Here is a 20,743-nt window from a genome sequence, read left to right on the forward strand (position 1 = left end):
CTGTGTCAGCGTCTTCCAGTATCCCCGACTCATGCCGAAGGGGCGGTGCCGGGCAGCCCTGGGGACCGCCCTGCACCACCCCTGTGCGCACGCGCGGGGAGTGCCGGCTCGCGCCTACTTCCTGCTGTAGTTCGGCGCCTCGACCGTCATCTGGATGTCGTGCGGGTGGCTCTCCTTGAGACCCGCCGAGGTGATCCGGACGAACCGGCCGTTGGCCTGGAGGTCGGGCACGGTGCGACCGCCGACGTAGAACATCGACTGGCGCAGCCCGCCCACGAGCTGGTGGACGACGGCCGAGAGCGGACCCCGGTAGGGCACCTGGCCCTCGATGCCCTCGGGAACCAGCTTCTCGTCGGAGGCCACGCCCTCCTGGAAGTACCGGTCCTTGGAGAAGGAGCGCTGCTCGCCGCGGGACTGCATCGCGCCCAGCGAACCCATGCCGCGGTACGACTTGAACTGCTTGCCGTTGATGAACAGCAGCTCGCCCGGGGACTCCTCGCAGCCGGCGAGCAGGGAGCCGAGCATCACCGTGTCGGCGCCGGCGACCAGCGCCTTCGCGATGTCTCCGGAGTACTGCAGGCCGCCGTCACCGATGACCGGAACGCCGGCTTCCTTGGCGGCGAGCGACGCTTCGTAGATGGCGGTGACCTGCGGGACGCCGATGCCGGCGACGACGCGCGTCGTACAGATCGAGCCCGGGCCGACGCCGACCTTGATGCCGTCGACACCGGCGTCGATCAGGGCCTGGGCGCCGTCGCGCGTGGCGATGTTGCCGCCGATGACGTCGACGTGGGACGCATTCGACTTGATCTTGGCGACCATGTCGCCGACCAGCCGGGAGTGACCGTGGGCGGTGTCCACGACGATGAAGTCGACGCCCGCCTCGATCAGCGCCTGGGCGCGCTCGAAGGCGTCACCGGCGACGCCGACGGCGGCGCCGACGAGCAGCCGGCCGTCCTTGTCCTTGGCCGCGTTCGGGTACTGCTCGGCCTTCACGAAGTCCTTGACCGTGATCAGGCCCTTGAGGACACCCGCCTCGTCGACCAGCGGAAGCTTCTCGATCTTGTGACGGCGCAGCAGCTCCATGGCGTCCACGCCGGAGATCCCGACCTTGCCGGTGACCAGCGGCATCGGGGTCATGACCTCGCGCACCTGACGGCCGCGGTCGGTCTCGAAGGCCATGTCGCGGTTGGTGACGATGCCCAGGAGCTTGCCGCTCGGGTCGGTGACCGGGACGCCGCTGATGCGGAACTTGGCACAGAGCTGGTCGGCCTCGGCGAGGGTGGCGTCCGGGTGCACCGTGATCGGGTCGGTGACCATGCCGGACTCGGAGCGCTTGACCAGGTCTACCTGGTTGGCCTGGTCGGCGATGGAGAGGTTGCGGTGCAGTACGCCCACGCCGCCCTGACGGGCCATGGCGATCGCCATCCGCGACTCGGTGACCTTGTCCATGGCCGCGGAGAGCAGCGGGATGTTCACCCGTACGTTCTTGGAGATGTACGAGGAGGTGTCGATCTGGTCGGGAGCCATGTCGGAGGCGCCCGGCAGCAGCAGCACATCGTCGTAGGTCAGCCCGAGTGTCGCGAACTTTCCGGGCACTCCGTCGACGTTGGTCATGACACCTTCCCCAAATGGCCTTGATCGGTGCGGATGTCCATGCTAACGGCCCCGGGCACCGTCTCATTCCACGATCAAGATCACCCGGCAGCTTTGTGCTTTGACACACATCCGCCACGGAGGAGTACGGAGGAAGGCGCCGCCCGACTCAGCCGCCGACTCAGCACTGGCGAAAGCAGCGGCGAAAGCGGCAGCGAGAGCAGCGGCGAAAGCGGCGGCTCAAAAGAAGTGGCCCGGTCCGCGCCGGACCACCGGACGCCCGGGCTACTTACTGGCCGGCCAGTGCACGCAGCCGGCTGAGCGCACGGTGCTGGGCGACCCGTACGGCGCCGGGGGACATCCCCAGCATCTGCCCGGTCTCCTCCGCGGTCAGCCCCACCGCGACCCGGAGCACCAGCAGCTCGCGCTGCGTCTCGGGGAGGTTGGCGAGGAGCTTCTTGGCCCACTCCGCGTCGCTGCTGAGCAGGGCGCGCTCCTCGGGGCCGAGGGAGTCGTCCGGGCGCTCCGGCATCTCGTCGGAGGGCACGGCCGTCGAACCCGGGTGGCGCATGGCGGCGCGCTGGAGGTCGGCGACCTTGTGCGAGGCGATGGCGAAGACGAACGCCTCGAAGGGGCGGCCGGTGTCGCGGTACCTCGGCAGGGCCATCAGCACGGCGACGCAGACCTCCTGTGCGAGGTCTTCGACGAAGTGCCGCGCGTCGCCGGGCAGGCGGCTCAGCCGGGTGCGGCAATAGCGCAGCGCGAGGGGATGGACGTGCGCGAGGAGATCGTGCGTGGCCCGCTCGTCTCCGTCGACGGCACGATGAACGAGGGCACCGATCACCGTGCTCTTGTCGTCACGCATCGGTCCATGGTGCCTCGGTGTCCGTTGTTCCGTGGCACCGCGTCCCATGTTGTGCACCGAAGCGTTATGAGCAGGTGCGCTGGAACTCATCTCCTGCGCCCTCCCCTTCCGCTCGACCGACTCCCCGAGGAACTCCACATCTCAAGGATGCGGCATCGCGCGGGAAACGGACGCCCGAAGCGGTCCGTCTCCCCGCCCACCACCGTAAGGCGAGCGGGGTTCACAACACCTTCGGGGGACCCGCGCCCCGCCACGGCACGTCCTCAGCGGACCAGACCCCAGCGGAATCCGAGCGCGACGGCGTGCGCCCGGTCCGATGCGCCGAGCTTCTTGAAGAGCCGGCGGGCGTGGGTCTTGACCGTGTCCTCGGAGAGGAACAGCTCGCGGCCGATCTCCGCATTGGACCGGCCGTGACTCATGCCTTCGAGCACCTGGATCTCCCGCGCGGTGAGCGTGGGCGCGGCGCCCATCTCGGCCGAGCGCAGCCGCCGCGGGGCGAGCCGCCAGGTCGGGTCGGCGAGGGCCTGCGTCACGGTCGCCCGCAGTTCGGCGCGCGAGGCGTCCTTGTGCAGATAGCCGCGGGCGCCGGCGGCGACCGCGAGCGCGACGCCGTCGAGGTCCTCGGCGACCGTGAGCATGATGATCCGGGCGCCCGGGTCGGCCGAGAGCAGCCTCCGTACGGTTTCGACGCCGCCCAGGCCGGGCATGCGCACGTCCATCAGAATCAGGTCCGAGCGGTCCGCGCCCCAGCGGCGGAGGACTTCCTCGCCGTTGGCCGCGGTCGTCACGCGCTCGACGCCGGGCACGGTAGCCACCGCACGGCGGAGCGCCTCTCGGGCAAGCGGGGAGTCGTCGCAGACGAGGACGGATGTCATGACTGACCTCCGTGGCTCTCGCAGCTGATGCGCGTCACCTTGAGCCTCCAGGCTGGGTACGTATCGTCACCTGTGCGGTTGAACGCTCTCGGACATGTGCCCGAGCGCTCGTTCCTTCAACCGCCTCCGACCTACCAACGACGGTCACTCGAAAGAGTTACGGGTTCCGCAGCCCTCTTCCGCACCTCGCCCGGAACCGCGTGTTCGGCGGGTTTACCCGGAGGCAATGCCCCATTTAGATGCTTTTTCTTCACTTTGGGTAGTGTCTGGGGCTAGATTCGCAATGAATCATATTTACATCTACTTAGATAGTAGATGTACGGTCGTGAGGCATGGTGCGGATGCCTGATGCGGCCCGCATCCCGCAGCCGCACGACCCGACCGGATCCACTCAGCACGGTTTCAAGGGGCAAGCGCTATGGCAGATTTCTCCCGCCTTCCCGGACCCAACGCCGACTTGTGGGACTGGCAGCTCCTCGCGGCCTGCCGTGGGGTGGACAGTTCGCTCTTCTTCCACCCCGAGGGCGAGCGGGGTGCAGCACGGAGCGCGCGCGAGAACTCGGCGAAAGAGGTCTGCATGAGGTGCCCGGTACGCGCGGAATGCGCGGCACACGCACTGGCGGTCCGAGAGCCGTACGGCGTGTGGGGCGGACTGACCGAGGACGAACGCGAGGAGCTCATGGGGCGTGCACGCCACCGGCTGGTCCCGGCGACGAGCGGCGCGCCGGGGACGCGGCACCACTGAACGACCGCCGACCCAGGACATCGAAGAAACGTTTCTCTGCATCGCCCCGTAGATCCTGACCGCCGTCACCGGCGGCGCCGGACCACCGGGGTGCACGGAGAGTCGTCCGTACCTCCGAAGGAGGTTGGGGGGCGGGGCACACGCATGCCCAGCCGCAGCCGACCCCCGCTCTGCGGGGCGGACCGACCCGGGCCGCCGTCAGCGCGCGGCGGCCAGGGTCAGCTGGTCGAGGGTGGCGGCCACCGCCGGCACCTGGGAGAGGTCCGGGAGGGTGAGCGCGACGATCTCACGGGCCACTTCGGGGGCGAGGGTGACGGCCACGACCCCCTTGGGCCGTACGGATTCCAGCGCCAGCTCGGGCAGGACGGCCACGCCCAGGCCCGCGCCGACGAGCCCGACCACCGCGGGGTAGTCGTCCGTGGCGAAGTCGATGCGGGGGGTGAAACCGGCGGCCTCGCAGACGTCGACGAGCTGTCGGCGACAGCGCGGACAGCCCGCGATCCACGGGTCGTCGGCGAGGTCCCCGATCGAGACCGTGCCCGCCGCGGCGAGCCGGTGGCCCTCGGGGACGAGCGCGACGAGGCGATCGGTGAGGAGGGGGCGTACGACGAGGTCGTCCCACTCGGTCTCGGTGCGCTCGGCACCCGAGCCGGAGCCCGAACCCGAGCCGGGGCCTGGACCCGAGCCGGAGCCTGGGTCCGCCTCGCGCTCGCCGTCGGCCGCGGCCCGGGCGGCATCCCCGTACCGGAAGGCCAGGGCCACGTCGCAGTCGCCCTCGCGCAGCATCTCCACGGAGCGCGGGGGCTCGGCGTCCACGAGGGAGACCCGGGTGCCGGGGTGGGCGGCCCGGAGCGCGGCGAGGGCGGCGGGCACGAGGGTGGAGCTGCCGCTGGGGAACGAGACCAGGCGCACCCGGCCGGCCCGCAGGCCCGCGATGGCCGCGACCTCCTCCTCCGCTGCGGTGAGCCCGGCGAGGATGCCGGTGGCGTGGCGCACCAGCGCCTCGCCGGCCTGCGTCAGCCGCATCTCGCGGCCGGTACGAATCAGCAGGGGGGTGCCCGCGGAGCCTTCCAGGGCCTTCATCTGCTGGCTGACGGCGGGTTGGGTGCAGCCGAGGGTCCGGGCGGCGGCGGAGAAGGAACCGGTGCTTGCCACGGCGCGGAGCACTCGGAGGTGACGTGCCTCGATCATGCTTCAAATATAAGAGACGCTTGGGCCTCGGGCGACTAATCGTCTAGAAGGTTTGAGGCCGTGGGTTTAGCGTGGGCACATGAAACTACTGACCGTGAACGTGGGCCGCCCGAAGGCTGTGGAGTACACCAATACGCCCGGCGGTCTCACCGGGATCGACAAGCAGCCGATCGACGGGCCGGTGCGGGTGGCCGACCCGAACGACCTCGGGCGGACCGACGGCGGCGGTAGCGGGCTGGACGGGGACGCGGTCTGCGACCCGAAGCACCACGGGGGCACCCACCAGGCCGTTTACGTGTACGCGCGGGAGGACCTGGACCGCTGGGAGCGGCGGCTGGGGTCGCGGCTCGCCAACGGCGCGTTCGGCGAGAACCTGACCACCGTCGGGCTGGAGGTGTCCGGGGCGAGGATCGGCGAGCGGTGGCGCATCGGCGACCGGGTCGTCCTGGAGGTCACCAGCGGTCGCGTGCCGTGTCGGACGTTCGCGGGGTGGATGGGGGAGCTGGGACTGCCGGAGAAGGGTTGGGTGAAGGAGTTCACCCAGCAGGTGGAGCCCGGTGCGTATCTGAAGGTCATCGAGCCGGGGGAGGTACGCGCCGGCGATCCGATCGAGGTGGTGCACCGGCCGGATCACGACGTGACGGTCGCCGTCGCCTTCCGGGCCCAGACCACCGAGCGCTCGCTGCTTCCGTCACTCATGGTCGCCGGGGAGGCGCTCAACCCCGACTTGGTGAAGCTGGCCCGGGATTACCTGGCCAAGCACGGTGGCCAACAACTCCCGGCGTAGTGCGTTGCTTTAGCCCGCAACTCTCGGTGTAGGGGATGGTCAACCGGGGGCTTAGGGGATCCACCGGGGATCCGGGGGCGGATGACTCAGGGGCGAGTGGGGGCTCGCCCCTGATGTCCTGGTGGCCGCGGTTTGCGACGCTGGTCGTACGTTCCGGGTGGGGCTCGGATGACGATCGCGAAAAGATCGCGGAAGGGGGTGGGACAGGGGGAACCGTGCGTGCGCGGAAGGCGTGCGAGGGGCACTAACGTGCCGTCTATGACGACCGCACTGATTACGGGAGCCACCGCGGGCATCGGTGCCGCGTTCGCGCGGCGACTCGCTGCCGATGGACGCAACCTGGTCCTGGTGGCCCGCGACACCACCCGCCTACGGGAGCAGGCCACCGAGCTGCACGATCGGCACGGCATCGAGGCGGAGGTGCTGACCGCCGATCTGGCGACGGACGACGGGATCGCCGCCGTCGAACGTCGGCTCGGCGACCGTAGGAACGCGGTGGACCTGCTGGTCAACAACGCGGGCTTCGGCAACAAGGGCCGCTTCCTCGAAGTGTCCATGGCCGATGAGTTGACGATGCTGAAGGTGCACTGCGAGGCCGTGCTCCGGCTCACGGCGGCGGCGGTCGAGCCGATGCGTGAGCGCGGTAGGGGCGGTGTGATCAATGTGGCGTCGGTGGCGGCTTTCGTGCCCCGCGGGACGTACGGGGCGTCGAAGTCGTGGGTCGTCCAGTTCACCCAGGGCGCGGCCCGGGACATGGCGGGTTCCGGGGTGCGGCTGATGGCGCTCTGCCCCGGCTTCGTGCGCACCGAGTTCCACCAGCGGGCCGGGATGGGGACGGACAACATCCCCGGCTGGATGTGGCTCGACGCGGACAAGGTGGTGGAGACGGCCCTCGCCGATCTGGCGCGCGGCAAGGCGGTCTCGATCCCCGACCCCCGTTACAAGGCGCTGATGGGAGTGGTGAAGGTGACCCCGCGCGGGCTGCTGGGCGGCGTCACGTCGAAGACCGGAAGGAAGTACGGACCGCAGTAGGAACAGCAGGAGGGGAGGCGTATGGACGCAAGCGCGGGTGCGGGCAGGAACGCGAGCGTGAACGCGGGTATGAGCACCGGGTGATGACGAAGCGGCAGTCCCCCGAAGGCGTCCCGGCGCAGGACCCGACCGACGGCGCGGCCAGCAGCGCGACCAGCAGCGCGGCCGGAGGGGCCGAGGGCGGAGGGGCCGGCGACGGTGGGGGCGCAGGTCGGGTGCGGCGGCCCGAGGTGCTGTTGGCCATGGGGCCCGGGATCGCCGAGCAGCTGTTCACCGAGCGGCACCTTCGACGGCTCACCGCCCTGGCGCACACCGATCCCGACGTGATCGCCCACGACCTGGTCGCTCCCCCGCCCCGGGTCCGGGCGGCGCTCGCTTCGGCGGAGGTGCTCCTCACCTGCTGGGGGACGCCCGTGCTGAGCGCCGAGGTGCTGGCCGAGGCGCCCCGGCTGCGCGCGGTGGTCCACGCGGCCGGGTCGGTGAAGGGCCACGTCACCGCGGCCTGTTGGGAACGCGGCCTCGCCGTCTCGTCCGCGGCTGCGGCCAATGCGCTCCCGGTCGCGGAGTACGCACTCGCCGCGATCCTCTTCGCGGGCAAGCGGGTCCTGCCGTCGGCGCGCCTCCACGAGCGGTTGCGCACCCGGCACGACTGGCGGGTCGAGTTGGCGGACGCGGGGAACTACCGGCGCACCGTCGGCGTCGTCGGGGCGTCCCGCGTCGGTCGGCGGGTGATCGAGCTGCTGCGCCCCTTCGACGTGGCCGTGCTGTTGTACGACCCGTACGTGGGCGAAGCGGAGGCGGCGGCGCTGGGGGTGGTGCCGGTCGAGCTGGACGAGTTGTGCCGGCGGAGCGACGTCGTGTCGGTGCACGCGCCGGAGCTGCCCGCGACGCGGCGGATGTTCGACGCGCGGCGGCTGGCGCTGTTGCCGGACGGTGCGACGCTGGTGAACACCGCGCGGGGCTCGCTGGTCGACCAGGACGCGCTGGTGCGGGAGTTGGTGGCGGGGAGGTTGTACGCGGTGCTGGACGTGACGGACCCGGAGGTGCCGGCCGTCGACTCGCCCCTGTACACGCTGCCGAACGTGCTGCTGACCCCGCACGTCGCCGGCTCGCTCGGCACGGAGCTGCACCGGTTGGCGGACTGTGCGCTGGACGAGTTGGAGCGGTACGGGCGGGGGCTGCCGTTCGTGGAGCCGGTCACCGCGGGGGACCTACGGCGCTGGGCGTGAGCCGGCGGGCCCGCTGCGGGGAGGGCGACGGGGTGCAACGGCGGAGCCCGGTGCCCCCGCGACGGGGGCACCGGGCTCGTTCGCCTGGGGCGAGCGTCAGTGGGAGTGGCCGTGGCCGCCGTGACCGGCGTCCGCGGGCTCCTCTTCCTTCTTCTCGACGACCAGGGTCTCGGTCGTGAGCAGCAGGGAGGCGATGGACGCGGCGTTCTCCAGGGCGGAGCGGGTGACCTTGACCGGGTCGATGACGCCGGCCTTCACCAGGTCGCCGTACTCGCCGGTCGCGGCGTTGAAGCCCTGGCCCTTGTCGAGCTCGGCGACCTTGGAGGTGATGACGTAGCCCTCCAGGCCGGCGTTCTCGGCGATCCAGCGCAGCGGCTCGACCGCGGCGCGGCGGACGACGGAGACGCCGGTGGCCTCGTCGCCCTCCTTGCCGAGGTTGCCGTCGAGCACCTTCGCGGCGTGGACGAGCGCGGAGCCACCACCGGAGACGATGCCCTCCTCGACCGCGGCGCGGGTCGCGGAGATGGCGTCCTCCAGACGGTGCTTCTTCTCCTTGAGCTCCACCTCGGTGGCGGCGCCGACGCGGATCACGCACACGCCGCCGGCCAGCTTCGCCAGGCGCTCCTGGAGCTTCTCGCGGTCCCAGTCGGAGTCCGTGGCCTCGATCTCGGACTTGATCTGGGCGACGCGGCCCGCGACGTCCTCGGCGTTGCCGCCGCCGTCGACGATGGTCGTGTCGTCCTTGGTGATCGTGACGCGGCGGGCGGTGCCCAGCACGTCCAGACCGGCCTGGTCGAGCTTGAGGCCGACCTCTTCGGCGACGACGGTGGCACCGGTGAGGGTGGCCATGTCCTGGAGCATCGCCTTGCGGCGGTCGCCGAAGCCGGGCGCCTTGACGGCCACGGCGTTGAACGTGCCGCGGATCTTGTTCACGACGAGGGTGGAGAGCGCCTCGCCCTCGACATCCTCGGCGATGATCAGCAGCGGCTTGGAGCCACCCGCCTGGATGACCTTCTCCAGCAGCGGCAGCAGGTCCTGGATGGAGCCGATCTTGCCCTGGTTGATCAGGATGTAGGGGTCGTCGAGGACGGCCTCCATGCGCTCCTGGTCGGTGACCATGTACGGGGACAGGTAGCCCTTGTCGAAGGCCATGCCCTCGGTGAAGTCCAGCTCCAGGCCGAAGGTGTTGGACTCCTCGACGGTGATCACGCCGTCCTTGCCGACCTTGTCCATGGCCTCGCCGATCAGCTCGCCGACCTGCTGGTCCTGAGCGGAGAGCGCGGCGACCGCGGCGATGTCGGACTTGTCCTCGATGGGACGGGCGGTGGCCAGCAGGTCGTCGGAGACGGCCTTGACGGCGGCGTCGATGCCCTTCTTCAGGGAGGCCGGGGAGGCGCCGGCGGCGACGTTGCGCAGACCCTCGCGGACCAGCGCCTGGGCCAGGACGGTGGCGGTGGTGGTGCCGTCACCAGCGATGTCGTTGGTCTTGGTCGCCACCTCCTTCACCAGCTGGGCGCCCAGGTTCTCGTACGGGTCCTCGATCTCGACCTCGCGGGCGATGGTGACGCCGTCGTTGGTGATGGTGGGGGCGCCGAACTTCTTGTCGATGACGACGTTGCGGCCACGGGGGCCGATGGTCACCTTGACGGTGTCGGCCAGCTTGTTGACGCCGCGCTCAAGGGCGCGACGGGCGTCCTCGTCGAACTTCAGGATCTTCGCCATGGGAGCGTTACTGTCCTCTTCTGAAATGCGTCTGAATGAGAACCGCGCCCCCAGCGCCCGGACGTGAGTCGCCAGTGGGTGCCAGGGGCGCGGATCAAGACAAGCGGTGCGCGGATTGCTCGGGTTCCGTCGCGGCGGGCCGTGGCTCGCCCCGGGGAACCCTCGCTTCCCGGACTGGGCTCGACTTACTTCTCGACTTACTTCTCGATGATGGCGAGAACGTCGCGGGCCGAGAGGACGAGGTACTCCTCGCCGTTGTACTTCACCTCGGTGCCACCGTACTTGCTGTAAAGCACGACGTCGCCGGTCTTCACGTCGAGCGGCAGGCGCTCGCCGTTCTCGAAGCGGCCCGGGCCCACGGCGAGGACGACGCCCTCCTGGGGCTTCTCCTTCGCAGTGTCCGGGATGACCAGGCCAGAAGCCGTGGTCTGCTCGGCGTCGAGCGGCTGGACCACGATGCGGTCCTCGAGCGGCTTGATGGCAACCTTGGAGCTGGCGGTCGTCACGATCCGACCTCCCCCTTCGGAGATCTCACGGGGTTAACTGTCTGAGGTGGCGACCAGGTCGATCCGTCGTCGCGGGTGCCGGACCTGCCCGTCGCTGTGTTGGCACTCTCCTGCGGGGAGTGCCAGAGGCGAGACTATGACCGCGATTAGCACTCGGTCAAGCGGAGTGCCAATCAGCTCGTACGTGGCGGGTCGGAACGGCTCGTACCCGACGGGTCCCGGCAGGGGTCCGGCGTCAGCGCGGGGCGTGCCGTTCCGGCGGGGATCCGGGGGTCTTCGGAGGTCGCTGCGGACCGTGGATCCGGTCCAGCAGCCGGGTGGCGGACTCGGCCAGCACCGGGGCGCGCAGGGCGGGCGTACGGGAAGGGCGCGCGGCACGGCCGGAGGTCGCGGAGCGCGTCGCGGGGTGCGGCGGGGAGTGCGCCGCAGGGTCCGTCAGGGAGGGCGTCGCGGAACGTGTCGGGGAGGGCGCCGGGGAGTGCTTCGACATCACCGGGTCGACGGACGGCGTACGCGCCGGGGCGCGTCGCTCCCCCGCCTGCGCTCCCTCGGGCCCCGCCGCGCCCCCGCCGGCCGACGCCTCGGGTTGGACGGCCCGGCGCCCCAGGCGCTCGATGGGGTCGACGGAGACCGCCGGGTCCACGGACGGCGAGGAGCAGCCGCCGCAGCCGAGCACGACGGCCGCGACCGCGCCCGCCGCCGTGCGCCAACCCGCGCCCGTGATGGCCGCGCCCGTCACCGTCCGGGCCGCCGTGGGCTCGCACGCGGCCTGGCTCACACGTAGTCCTCAAGGCGCGCGACTGCGTATCCCTTGTCCGTGACCACCTTCATGACCTGGCGGACCATGTCGGTCATGGATCCCTTCCAGTCGTCCGCGCCGCGGAAGTGGGTCAGGATGATGTCCCCCGGGTGGAGGTCACGGTCCCACTCCCGCCACTCCATGTGGTCCGGGAACGCCTCCGCCGCCCACAGCGGCACGGCCTTGACGCCGCAGGACTGCGCGGCGCGCAGGGTGTCGCCGTTGTAGTTGCCGTACGGCGGACGGAAGAGCGGCGGGCGCTTGCCGTAGAGCTTCTCCAGCTTCTCCTGCTGGCCGCAGATCTCCTGCTCCTGGGCGTCGTAGGAGAGCCCGGGCATGTAGCGGTGGTTCAGGGTGTGGTTGTGCAGGGCGGCACCCTGGTCGCGCATCCGCTTGAAGTAGCCGTAGTCGTCGTCGATCACGTAGTCGCTGAGGAAGGCGCTGTAGGGGATCTGGAGTTCGTCCATCATCCGCAGGAAGTCGGGGTCCTTCTCCACGCCGTCGTCGATCGTCAGGAAGACGACCTTCTCCTTCACCGGCACGGTCGTGAAGACCGGCGGCAGGGACGCGCCGCCTTCGACCTCGAAGCCCTTGCGGGTGGTGATGAACGGCTTCGACGCGGGCGGCTGCGGCGCGGGCAGCGGGGTCTTGGCCAGGCCCCACTTCTGGGCCGCGACCGCCCGCGCCTTCTGGTTCCGCTTGACCCGTTCCACGTACGCGGCGAGCGATCCGGCCGGGCCGGCCTGTTCCGCGGCCCGCTCCGCCTTCTCGATCTGGGACGCCTCGGCCTGCTGGCCGGAGTGCGGGACCGTGCCGTCGCCGCCCTCGCCCGGCGCCTGGAGGCCGCACGCGGAGCCGAGCAGGCCCACCAGGACGACAGCGGCGACCGCGCCGGCCCGACGGCCTCTGCGCCGCGCCCGACGCCGCCCGCCCGGCGGCGCTCCGGACCGATTAATTTGTCTTACTTGTTGCATTTGTCGTACTAGTCGCATGGCGCTGAATCCTGGCAGCACGGCTCCGCAGGACCCGGACGACACCGCCGTCGCGGACGGACCGTGACCCTCCTGGCCCACAATGGGCCAGGTGAACGACCTCCCCGAGCTCCGTCCCGAACCCCTCCCCGAGCCCCTTGGCGCGCTGCTCTCCGACGAGGGGCGCGCCCTGCTCGACGCGTTGCGCGAGCACGACCCGTCCCAGGAGCTGGCGATCGCGACCCGGCTGCGTCGGGACCATCCGGCCGCGCTGGTCTCGGCCGCGTTGGGGCAGGCGCGGTTGCGGCAGCGGGCGGTGGCCAAGTTCGGCGCGGAGGACGCGTACCGCATGTACTTCACGGCGAACGGCGTGGAGCAGGCCACCCGCGGGCCCGTCGCCGCGTACCGGGCCGCCCGGCTCGCCGCGCTCGGGGTGCGCAGCGTCGCGGACCTGTGCAGCGGGATCGGCGGCGACGCGATCGCGCTCGCCCGCGCGGGCATCCGGGTGCTCGCGGTCGACCGCGACCCGCTGACCGCCGCGACCGTCCGTGCGAACGCCGCCGCGCTGGGCCTGGACGACCTGGTCGAGGTGCGGTGCGCGGACGTCACCGAGGTGGACGTCTCCGGGTACGACGCCGTCTTCGTCGACCCGGCGCGCAGGGGCGGACGCGGCCGGGTCTTCGACCCGGAGGCGTACTCCCCGCCGCTGTCCTGGGCGCTCGACGCGGCCCGGCGCCGGCCGTACGCCGCGCTCAAGATCGCGCCCGGGATCCCGCACGAGCTGGTGCCGGCCGACTTCGCGGCGGAGTGGATCTCGTACGAGGGGGACGTGAAGGAGGCCGTGCTGTGGTTCGGCACGCCCGGTGGCCGCGGTGTGTCCGCGACGCTGCTGACGGGGTCGGGCGCCGACCCGTGCACCCTGGCCGGGCGCGGACTGCCGAATCCGCCCGTACGGCCCGTGGGCCGCTATCTGTACGAGCCAGACGGCGCCGTGGTCCGCGCCCATCTCGTCGCCGAGGTCGCGGCGGAGCTGCCGGGCGGCGGGCTGGTGGACGAGACCATCGCGTACGTCACCGCGGACGGGCTGCGGGCGCTGCCGTACGCCACCGCGTACGAGATCACCGACGTGCTGCCGTTCAACCTGAAGAAGCTGAAGGCGCTGCTGCGCGAGCGCGGGGTCGGGGTGCTGACGGTGAAGAAGCGGGGGTCGGCCGTCGAGCCCGAGGAGCTGCGGCGGAAGGTCAAGCCGCAGGGGCCGAACGCGGCGACGGTGTTCCTGACGAGGGTCGCCGGTGCGCCGACCGTGCTGATCGGGCGGCCGGCGGAGGTCTGAAGAGGTCTGGCGGGGGTCAGCGGTGCGCCCCGCCGCGGGCGCGGGCCGCGGGCACGGGGTCGAGCAGGCGCGCCGCCCAGGCGTGGTGCGCGATCGCCTTCGCGACCCCCAGCAGGCCCGGTACGACGAGGGCGGCGCCGGCGCCGAAGGTGTACGCGAACCGGCTGTTCGTCGTGGAGTAGCTGGACAGGTAGCCGCCACCGCCGCCGGAGGTGGAGGCGGACGCGCAGATCAGCACGCCGGCGGTGACGAGCGCGAGGGAGACCAGCAGCCAGCACACGGTGATCGCGGCGCGGCTGAAGCGGGCGTCGCCGATCGGGTCGCGGTGCTGGGCGGCCAGGTCCTTCAGCTCGGCGCGTACGGCCCGGTCGTCGCGGACCCCGCGCACGAGGAAGACGGCGGAGGGGACGAGGGCGAGCGCGCCGAGGAAGGTCAGGAAGGCGGCGAAGACGACGGTGAAGGCGTCCACGATGTCGTCGAGCGCGACGAGGGCGGTGCCGACGAGGACCCAGCCGAGTTCGAGGCCGGCGACGAGGAGGAGGAGCAGACCGAGCTTGGCGGGGCCGATGGATTGCCGGGTGAGGTCGTGGAGCGCGTCTTCGCGAAGCGGAGTGGTTTCGCCTGCGGTTTCGCCTGCGGCGGGCGGTGCTGCGGGGTCGCCTGCGGCGGGCGACGCTGCGGGGGTGTGGGCTGCGGGTGCCTCGCCCTGGGCCGGGGCGTCTGCGGCTTGTGCTGAAGGCTCTGCGGCTTGCGTCGGGGCCTCTGCGGCTTGCGCTGGGGGCTCGCCCTCGTGCGTCAGGGCCTCTGCGGCTTGCGTCGGGGCCTCTGCCGGGGTGGGCGGGGATATGCCGGGGGGTGGTGAGGGTGGGGGGTGCGCGGCCATGGGGCGGAGACTACCGGCCGGTGGTGACTCGTCGCGCAACTCCTTGCGTCCCCGCGACACACCCGCCGTAGACCCACCGGCACATTGGTCACCTCCGGCCGGTGGTGGGCTGTTCGCGCAGTTCCGCCCCTAAAGACCCTCGGCGTTTTCCCGCGGGGACGTTAGTCTCTGCGGCCCGGCAGGGGCTTGTCGCGCAGTTCCCCGCGCCCCTGATTCGCTGCCCCTGCGAGTCACCTGCGGGCCGTGGAGCTCGGGACACAGGGGGAGGAACTGCGCGAGCAGCCCACCGCCGGGGCGCGGACGTCATCACCGCTCACCCGTCACGGCGCCGCAGCGCTCAGCTCCGACGCGCGGGTCAGGAGGAGGGTGCGTTCGCGGGCGTTGTGGGTCAGGGCCGCGGCCCTGGTGAATTGGGCGGCGGCCTCCGCGGCGCGGTCCAGGCGGGCCAGGAGGTCGCCGCGGACGCTCGGGAGCAGGTGGTAGTCCTTCAGCGCCGGGTCCTCGGCCACCGCGTCCACCAGGACGAGGGCCGCTTCCGGGCCCTCCGTCATGGAGATCGCGACGGCGCGGTTGAGTTCGACGACCGGGGAGGGGGCGACCGCGGCCAGTTGTCCGTACAGCACCGCGATCGTGCGCCAGTCGGTGTCCTCGTAGTGCACCGCACGCGCATGGCACGCGGCGATGGCCGCCTGGAGGACGTACGGCCCCGGCGGCGGCGCCGCGCTCGTCAGGGCGCTCGCACGGGCCAGGGCCGCGAAGCCGCGTTGGATCAGCAGGCGGTTCCAGCGGGCGCGGTTCTGGTCGGCGAGCAGCACGGGCCCGCCGTCGGAGTCGGTGCGGGCCGGGATGCGGGACGCCTGGACCTCCAGGAGCGCGTTCAGCCCGTGGACCTCCGGCTCGTCCGGCATCAGCGCCGCCAGCTGGCGGCTGAGCCGCAGCGCGTCCTCGGCGAGCCCGGGCCGGACCCAGTCGTCGCCCTTGGTGGCGGAGTAGCCCTCGTTGAAGACCAGGTAGATGACGTCGAGCACGGAGCCGAGGCGGGACGCGCGATCGGGGGCGCCCGGCACCTCGAAGGGCACGCCCGCCTTCGCGAGGGATCGTTTCGCCCGGACGATGCGCTGGGCGACCGTCGCCTCCGGGACGAGGAAGGCGCGGGCGATCTCCTCCGTGGTGAGCCCGCCCAGCAGCCGCAGCGTGAGCGCGATCCTGGCGTCCGTCGACAGCACGGGGTGGCAGGCGGTGAAGATCAGCCGCAACAGGTCGTCGTCGATGTCGTCCGCGTCCGGCGGCTCCGCCGGCGGCTGGACGTCCTCCAGGGCACGTCCGACCTCGGCGAGCTTGCGCGCGTAGTTCTCCTTGCGGCGTACGAGGTCGACGGCGCGCCGCTTGGCGACGGAGACCAGCCAGGCGCCCGGCTTGTCCGGGACACCCGAATCCGGCCACTGTTCGAGCGCGGCGACCATCGCGTCCTGCGCGATCTCCTCGGCTATGCCGACGTCCCGGACGATGCGGGCCGCGGCGGCGATGATCCGTGCGCGCTCGATCTTGAAGACTGTTTCCACCGCGTTCGCTGCCGTCACGGCCACCCATCAGAGCAGCCGTGATCGGCAGCGGCAAGTCAGCGCGACCGGGCGGATCAGCCTTCGGCGATCTGTCGGACCTCGCAGGTCACGGTGAACGCTTCGTCGTGCACCTGGAGGAAGCGCTTGGCCCACTCCTCCGCCTCCGCCATGTCCTTGCACTGGGAGATGGAGTAGCCGCCGACGACCTCCTTGGTCTCGGTGAAGGGGCCGTCGGTGGTCGAGAGCTTCCCGCCCGACCAGGTGATGCGCCTGCCCTCGGAGGTCGGGGTCAGACCGGCGGTGTCCAACATGACCCCGGCCTTGGTGATCTCCTGGAACAGGGCGTCCATGCGCTCGGCCATCTCCGGGGAGAAGCCGGCGGCCTGGGCGGGGTCGTTCTCTTCGATGCGGACCAGCGTCAGAAAGCGGGGCATGTCGAGCTCCTGGGTCGTTCGGCGTGCGCGGGACGTTCCCCGCGCCTCACCCTTGCGTCGAACGGGAAGACCGCCGATCGACACCCCCGCGGAAGAATCTCGAAGAATTTTTCCGCGGACTTCCCGGCCGACGTCGATCAGTCGAGCCGATCGACCGACGTCGATCAATCGACGCCGAGCGATTCGAAGCGCCAGCGGTGTACGGGGCGGGTGATCAGCTCCGCGGCCGGTTCCGGCAGCTCCGGCAGGTCCCGGGCCTCTCCCGACGGCGCCTCCCACCAGGTGATGACCAGGACCCGGTCGTCACCGGCGCGGAAGGTCTCGCGCCGCAGCGCGGTGCGCGGCAGCTCCTGGGCGCGGGCCCACTCCAGCAGCTCCGCTCCCCGGCCGCGGACCGCCCGGGCCTCCCACATCAATGCGATCGTCGTCATCGGCGTGATCACTCGATCCTCACGAGTAGAGGTTCTTCTTGCTGATCTCGTGCACATGATCGTGCGAGTGCGAGTGGGAATGCCCGTGACCGTGCCCCTCTCCGTGGTCCGCGGGCACGTGCGGGTCCGTCACCGGCAGCGACGAGTCCGCCGAGAGGTCCAGCGCCGACGCCGGCCGGTTGCGCGCCACCATCTCCGCGCCCAGCGCCGCCACCATCGCGCCGTTGTCGGTGCACAGCTTCGGCCGGGGCACCCGCAGCCGGATGCCCGCCCGCTCGCAGCGCTCCTCGGCCAGCGCCCGCAGCCGCGAGTTCGCCGCCACGCCGCCGCCGATCATCAGGTGGTCGACGCCCTCGTCCAGGCACGCCCGGACCGCCTTGCGGGTCAGCACGTCGACGACCGCCTCCTGGAAGGACGCCGCCACGTCCCGTACCGGCACCTCCTCCCCCGCCGCCCGCTTCGCCTCGATCCAGCGGGCCACCGCGGTCTTCAGCCCGGAGAAGGAGAAGTCGTACGCGGGGTCCCGGGAGCCGCTGAGCCCGCGCGGGAACGCGATCGCCTTCGGGTCGCCCTCCTTCGCCAGCCGGTCGATCACCGGACCGCCGGGGAAGCCCAGGTCGAGCACGCGCGCGATCTTGTCGAACGCCTCGCCCGCCGCGTCGTCGATGGTGGCGCCGAGCGGTCGTACGTCGCTGGTGATGTCGGGGGCCAGCAGCAGCGAGGAGTGCCCGCCGGAGACCAGCAGCGCCATCGTCGGCTCGGGCAGCTTGCCGTGTTCGAGCTGGTCCACGCAGATGTGGGAGGCGAGGTGGTTCACCCCGTACAGCGGCTTGCCGAGCGCGTACGCGTACGCCTTCGCCGCCGACACGCCCACCAGCAGGGCGCCGGCGAGGCCGGGGCCCGCGGTCACCGCGATGCCGTCGAGGTCGCGCGCCGAGACGCCCGCCTCCGCCAGCGCGCGCTCGATCGTGGGGACCATCGCCTCCAGGTGCGCGCGGGAGGCGATCTCGGGGACGACCCCGCCGAAGCGGGCGTGCGCGTCCACGCTGGACGCGATGGCGTCCGCGAGCAGGGTCGTGCCGCGGACGATGCCGACGCCGGTCTCGTCGCAGGAGGTCTCGATACCGAGGACCAGCGGTTCGTCAGCCATGACTCAACATTCCCTTGCGTTGCCTTGCACCTGGTGCCGCATCACGAGCGCGTCGACGTTGCCGGGCTGGTAGTAGCCGCGGCGGATTCCGATGGGCTCGAAGCCGAAGCGCTCGTAGAGCTTCTGGGCCCTGGTGTTGTCCACCCGTACTTCGAGCAGGACCTCGTCGCACTCGAAGGCGGTGGCGTGTTGGAGCAGGTCGGACAGGAGGCGGGCGCCGAGGCCGGTGCCCCAGCTCTCGCGGGCCACCGCGATCGACAGGACGTCGCCGACGCCGCCGGCCGCGGCCAGCGCCGCGTACCCGACGATCCGCCCGGCCCCGCCCTCGCCGGCCCCGTCCCCGTGCCCGTCCCCACCAGCCTCTTGCTCGGCGACGACGAAGCGGCGGGTGGCGCGCGGGCCGCGCGACTGGGCGAGGTCGGCCCAGAACATCCCGGCCGTCCAGGCGTCCTCCGGGAAGAGGTCGCCCTCCAGGACGAGCACCTGCTCGATGTCCCACCAGCGCATCTCGCGCAGGACGACGCCCTCGGCGGGCCGTGGGACGTGCGGGCCGGTCACTGGGGCGTGACCACCTTGTAGTTCTTCGGCACCTGCGCGTCGGGCCGGCGCAGATAGAGCGGCTGCGGCGGCAGGAACTCCTCGCCGGCCGCCAGCTTCGCCGCCGCGAGCGCCGCGAGGGCGCCGGCGGACGCGTGCTCCGGGGCCGCGCCCGCGCCGTCGCGCGGGACGTCGACGAACACGTCTGGATAGAGCAGTGCGCCCGCGCCCGCCGCCGGCAGGCCGGCGACCTCCGCCGCGACGTCCGCCGGCCGGTCCACCGACGGCCCGGTGACGCGCTCGCGCGGTGATGCGTAGCGCGCCCAGTAGACCTCCTTGCGGCGGGCGTCGGTCGCCACCACGAAGGGGCCGTCGAAACGACCGTCGAACCGGCCGCTGGTGCCGGCGGCGTACGCGATGCCGTCCAGCGTGCACAGCCCGTACACCGGCACGCCGAGCACCGAGCCGAAGGTGGCGGCGGTCACCAGGCCGACGCGCAGTCCCGTGTACGGGCCGGGGCCGACGCCCACGACCACGGCGGTGACGGCGTCGAGCGCGGTGCCGGCCTCGGCGAGGACGCGGTCGACGGCCGGCAGGAGCAGTTCCCCGTGGCGGCGCGCGTCCACGCTGCTGGACTCGGCGACGACGGACGAGCCGTCGTGGAGGGCTGCGGTGACGGCGGGCGTGGCGGTATCCAGAGCGAGCAAGAGCACGCGAACAGCCTACGGCGCCGGCGACCGGGGCACGGCTCCCCCTCTAACGGGGGAGCCTGCTGCTACCGTCGCCACGGAAAGCATCAAGTTCGACAGTCGTTCAGTTCGAGAATCGGTCCGTTGGACAGTCGTTCCGGCCGGACTCCCGGGCCGGACCCCCTCCGTCTCGCATGCGAAAGGTGGCGCACGGTGGCACGCAGCTCGGGAATCGTGGCCGGGCTCACGGCAACCGCTCTGGTCGGCGTGTGTTTCCTCGCGTACCAGGCGCAGGCCAGCGTCTCCGACGCCAAGGCGAAGCCGGGAGCGAGCGCGGCGCCGGTGAAGTCCCCGGCCAAGCCCGTCGATCCGCGGGTCCTGCCCGCGAACTCGGGCGCCGGCGTACGGGTCGTCTACGCGCTGGAGTCGCGCCGCGTCTGGCTGGTCGAGGCGAGGAACAAGGTGACGCACACCTTCGAGGTCATGCCGTCCACGGTGCACCCGAAGCCGGGGCAGTACGCGGTGACCTCGCGCTCCGGGCAGGTGCCGGGCTCGGACGGGTTGACGATCGAGCACGTGGTGCGGTTCGCCAAGGAGGGCGGGGCCACGATCGGCTTCAGCGCCGCGGTGGACGGCTCCATGAAGGCACCGGATCCGAAGAAGAAGACCGGCGGCGTGCGGATGACGCGCGAGAACGGCAACGCGATGTGGAGCTTCGCGACGGTCGGCACGAAGGTCGTCGTCGTCCCCTGACGCCCCCGCGAATCCGCCCGTACGGGGGACCCGCCGTCCCGCAGCGCGTACGCGTCGCGCTCCCCCGCGCCTCTGGACGGAGCCGCCTTAGCCCTGCGGGAGCGTTGGCCTCTGCGGCCCGGTGGTGGGCTGTTCGCGCAGTTCCCCGCGCCCCTAAAGGCCGCACCTGCCCTGCGTTCACTAAGAAGGCTGGGCGACTGCGGGCAACCCAGGGGCGCGGGGAACTGCGCGACAAGCCACAGACGGCCCGCGGACGCCCCAGCACAGCCCGCCGCACCGCGGCACCGCGCCCCGCGGAAGCCCGCCGCACGGCGACTACGCGGCTGTGCGGCGCGCTCTGCCGTCCGTCGTCTCCTGCTGCTCGACGCCTTCGGCGTCCACCGCGCCCTTCAGGCTCTCGCGCCGCTCCGCCCGGGGCGGCGTCGAGACCGCCTTAGCCGCGGCGCAGGCCGCCAGCAGATCCCGCATGGACGGCGGTCGGGGCTCACGCTCGGATGCCGACATGGCTGCCTCCTGGAGTACGGGGGCCAGATTAGTTAGGTTCACCTAACCAAGCGTCCGTACCATGGGAACACGCACGACGGGCCCGACGCAACTTTTTCCCGACGTCTTGTCGGAAAATCCCCGCGGCGTCGCAAACCTGCAGTACCGGA

22 protein-coding genes are annotated in these 20,743 nt (G+C 71.7%); 6 read left to right on the top strand and 16 right to left on the bottom strand.

Annotated elements, in window-relative coordinates; translation table 11 throughout:
* Window positions 1-114 precede the first annotated feature (114 nt).
* The 3 genes from guaB to ABZ842_RS02100 all read right to left on the bottom strand — a co-directional run bounded on the left by guaB (window position 115) and on the right by ABZ842_RS02100 (window position 3,336).
* On the bottom strand, window positions 115-1,617 hold the full coding sequence (gene guaB / locus ABZ842_RS02090) for an IMP dehydrogenase (RefSeq protein ID WP_361530134.1): 1,503 nt from the start codon (window positions 1,615-1,617) through the stop codon (window positions 115-117).
* Between the two features lie 268 nt (window positions 1,618-1,885).
* The gene (locus ABZ842_RS02095) at window positions 1,886-2,461 is read right to left on the bottom strand and encodes a sigma-70 family RNA polymerase sigma factor (protein ID WP_361530137.1); all 576 of its coding nucleotides are present in this window, start codon (window positions 2,459-2,461) and stop codon (window positions 1,886-1,888) included.
* A 263-nt stretch (window positions 2,462-2,724) separates the two neighbouring features.
* Window positions 2,725-3,336, bottom strand: coding sequence for a response regulator transcription factor (locus ABZ842_RS02100; protein ID WP_003948568.1), 612 nt, complete (start codon window positions 3,334-3,336; stop codon window positions 2,725-2,727).
* Between the two features lie 418 nt (window positions 3,337-3,754).
* Here ABZ842_RS02100 and ABZ842_RS02105 point away from each other — a divergent pair, with 418 nt between their 5' ends.
* Window positions 3,755-4,081, top strand: coding sequence for a WhiB family transcriptional regulator (locus tag ABZ842_RS02105; protein ID WP_361530140.1), 327 nt, complete (start codon window positions 3,755-3,757; stop codon window positions 4,079-4,081).
* A gap of 198 nt (window positions 4,082-4,279) precedes the next feature.
* On the opposite strand, the gene ABZ842_RS02110 is transcribed toward ABZ842_RS02105, so the two are convergent.
* A complete protein-coding gene (locus ABZ842_RS02110; protein WP_361530143.1) occupies window positions 4,280-5,272 on the bottom strand; it encodes a LysR family transcriptional regulator in 993 nt (330 codons plus the stop codon).
* Between the two features lie 79 nt (window positions 5,273-5,351).
* Between ABZ842_RS02110 and ABZ842_RS02115 the strand changes: the two genes are divergently transcribed.
* The 3 genes from ABZ842_RS02115 (at window position 5,352) to ABZ842_RS02125 (ending at window position 8,320) form a co-directional block, all read left to right on the top strand.
* Window positions 5,352-6,059, top strand: a complete 708-nt coding sequence (locus tag ABZ842_RS02115; RefSeq protein WP_361530146.1) for an MOSC domain-containing protein — start codon at window positions 5,352-5,354, stop codon at window positions 6,057-6,059.
* A 258-nt stretch (window positions 6,060-6,317) separates the two neighbouring features.
* The gene (locus ABZ842_RS02120; protein WP_361530149.1) at window positions 6,318-7,091 is read left to right on the top strand and encodes an SDR family oxidoreductase; all 774 of its coding nucleotides are present in this window, start codon (window positions 6,318-6,320) and stop codon (window positions 7,089-7,091) included.
* Window positions 7,092-7,333: 242 nt separating this feature from the next.
* Window positions 7,334-8,320 (top strand): hydroxyacid dehydrogenase, encoded by a 987-nt coding sequence (locus tag ABZ842_RS02125; protein WP_361530951.1) that lies wholly within the window; start codon window positions 7,334-7,336, stop codon window positions 8,318-8,320.
* A 96-nt stretch (window positions 8,321-8,416) separates the two neighbouring features.
* Here the strand turns inward: ABZ842_RS02125 and groL are convergent, their stop codons facing one another.
* The 4 genes from groL to ABZ842_RS02145 all read right to left on the bottom strand — a co-directional run bounded on the left by groL (window position 8,417) and on the right by ABZ842_RS02145 (window position 12,321).
* A complete protein-coding gene (gene groL / locus ABZ842_RS02130; RefSeq protein WP_361530152.1) occupies window positions 8,417-10,042 on the bottom strand; it encodes a chaperonin GroEL in 1,626 nt (541 codons plus the stop codon).
* Between the two features lie 197 nt (window positions 10,043-10,239).
* Window positions 10,240-10,548, bottom strand: coding sequence for a co-chaperone GroES (gene groES, locus ABZ842_RS02135; RefSeq protein WP_003948573.1), 309 nt, complete (start codon window positions 10,546-10,548; stop codon window positions 10,240-10,242).
* Between the two features lie 235 nt (window positions 10,549-10,783).
* The gene (locus ABZ842_RS02140; RefSeq protein WP_361530156.1) at window positions 10,784-11,326 is read right to left on the bottom strand and encodes a hypothetical protein; all 543 of its coding nucleotides are present in this window, start codon (window positions 11,324-11,326) and stop codon (window positions 10,784-10,786) included.
* Window positions 11,323-12,321, bottom strand: a complete 999-nt coding sequence (locus ABZ842_RS02145; RefSeq protein ID WP_361530159.1) for a polysaccharide deacetylase family protein — start codon at window positions 12,319-12,321, stop codon at window positions 11,323-11,325. The genes ABZ842_RS02140 and ABZ842_RS02145 overlap by 4 nt, the downstream gene beginning before the upstream one ends.
* A gap of 109 nt (window positions 12,322-12,430) precedes the next feature.
* Here ABZ842_RS02145 and ABZ842_RS02150 point away from each other — a divergent pair, with 109 nt between their 5' ends.
* Entirely contained in the window at window positions 12,431-13,651 is a 1,221-nt protein-coding gene (locus ABZ842_RS02150; protein WP_361530162.1) for a class I SAM-dependent methyltransferase, read from the top strand.
* A gap of 16 nt (window positions 13,652-13,667) precedes the next feature.
* Here ABZ842_RS02150 and ABZ842_RS02155 read toward each other — a convergent pair whose 3' ends face one another.
* The 7 genes from ABZ842_RS02155 to tsaB form a co-directional block, all read right to left on the bottom strand.
* On the bottom strand, window positions 13,668-14,534 hold the full coding sequence (locus ABZ842_RS02155; RefSeq protein ID WP_361530165.1) for a hypothetical protein: 867 nt from the start codon (window positions 14,532-14,534) through the stop codon (window positions 13,668-13,670).
* A 320-nt stretch (window positions 14,535-14,854) separates the two neighbouring features.
* Window positions 14,855-16,114, bottom strand: coding sequence for a sigma-70 family RNA polymerase sigma factor (locus ABZ842_RS02160; RefSeq protein ID WP_361530168.1), 1,260 nt, complete (start codon window positions 16,112-16,114; stop codon window positions 14,855-14,857).
* A 56-nt stretch (window positions 16,115-16,170) separates the two neighbouring features.
* Window positions 16,171-16,530 carry a YciI family protein gene (locus tag ABZ842_RS02165; RefSeq protein ID WP_361530171.1) on the bottom strand — a complete coding sequence of 120 codons (360 nt, stop codon included), beginning with the start codon at window positions 16,528-16,530 and terminating at the stop codon, window positions 16,171-16,173.
* 164 nt (window positions 16,531-16,694) lie between these two features.
* Complete coding sequence (locus tag ABZ842_RS02170; protein WP_361530174.1) at window positions 16,695-16,961, bottom strand: hypothetical protein; 267 nt, start codon at window positions 16,959-16,961, stop codon at window positions 16,695-16,697.
* A 19-nt stretch (window positions 16,962-16,980) separates the two neighbouring features.
* Complete coding sequence (gene tsaD, locus ABZ842_RS02175; protein WP_361530177.1) at window positions 16,981-18,111, bottom strand: tRNA (adenosine(37)-N6)-threonylcarbamoyltransferase complex transferase subunit TsaD; 1,131 nt, start codon at window positions 18,109-18,111, stop codon at window positions 16,981-16,983.
* Between the two features lie 3 nt (window positions 18,112-18,114).
* The gene (gene rimI, locus ABZ842_RS02180; protein WP_361530954.1) at window positions 18,115-18,618 is read right to left on the bottom strand and encodes a ribosomal protein S18-alanine N-acetyltransferase; all 504 of its coding nucleotides are present in this window, start codon (window positions 18,616-18,618) and stop codon (window positions 18,115-18,117) included.
* Window positions 18,619-18,665: 47 nt separating this feature from the next.
* Complete coding sequence (gene tsaB, locus ABZ842_RS02185; RefSeq protein WP_361530180.1) at window positions 18,666-19,361, bottom strand: tRNA (adenosine(37)-N6)-threonylcarbamoyltransferase complex dimerization subunit type 1 TsaB; 696 nt, start codon at window positions 19,359-19,361, stop codon at window positions 18,666-18,668.
* Window positions 19,362-19,550: 189 nt separating this feature from the next.
* Between tsaB and ABZ842_RS02190 the strand changes: the two genes are divergently transcribed.
* The gene (locus ABZ842_RS02190) at window positions 19,551-20,090 is read left to right on the top strand and encodes a hypothetical protein (protein ID WP_361530183.1); all 540 of its coding nucleotides are present in this window, start codon (window positions 19,551-19,553) and stop codon (window positions 20,088-20,090) included.
* A gap of 315 nt (window positions 20,091-20,405) precedes the next feature.
* Here the strand turns inward: ABZ842_RS02190 and ABZ842_RS02195 are convergent, their stop codons facing one another.
* Entirely contained in the window at window positions 20,406-20,594 is a 189-nt protein-coding gene (locus ABZ842_RS02195; RefSeq protein ID WP_361530186.1) for a hypothetical protein, read from the bottom strand.
* Window positions 20,595-20,743 lie beyond the last annotated feature (149 nt).

The organism is Streptomyces sp. NPDC047315 (assembly GCF_040643215.1).
GTDB lineage: Bacteria > Actinomycetota > Actinomycetes > Streptomycetales > Streptomycetaceae > Streptomyces.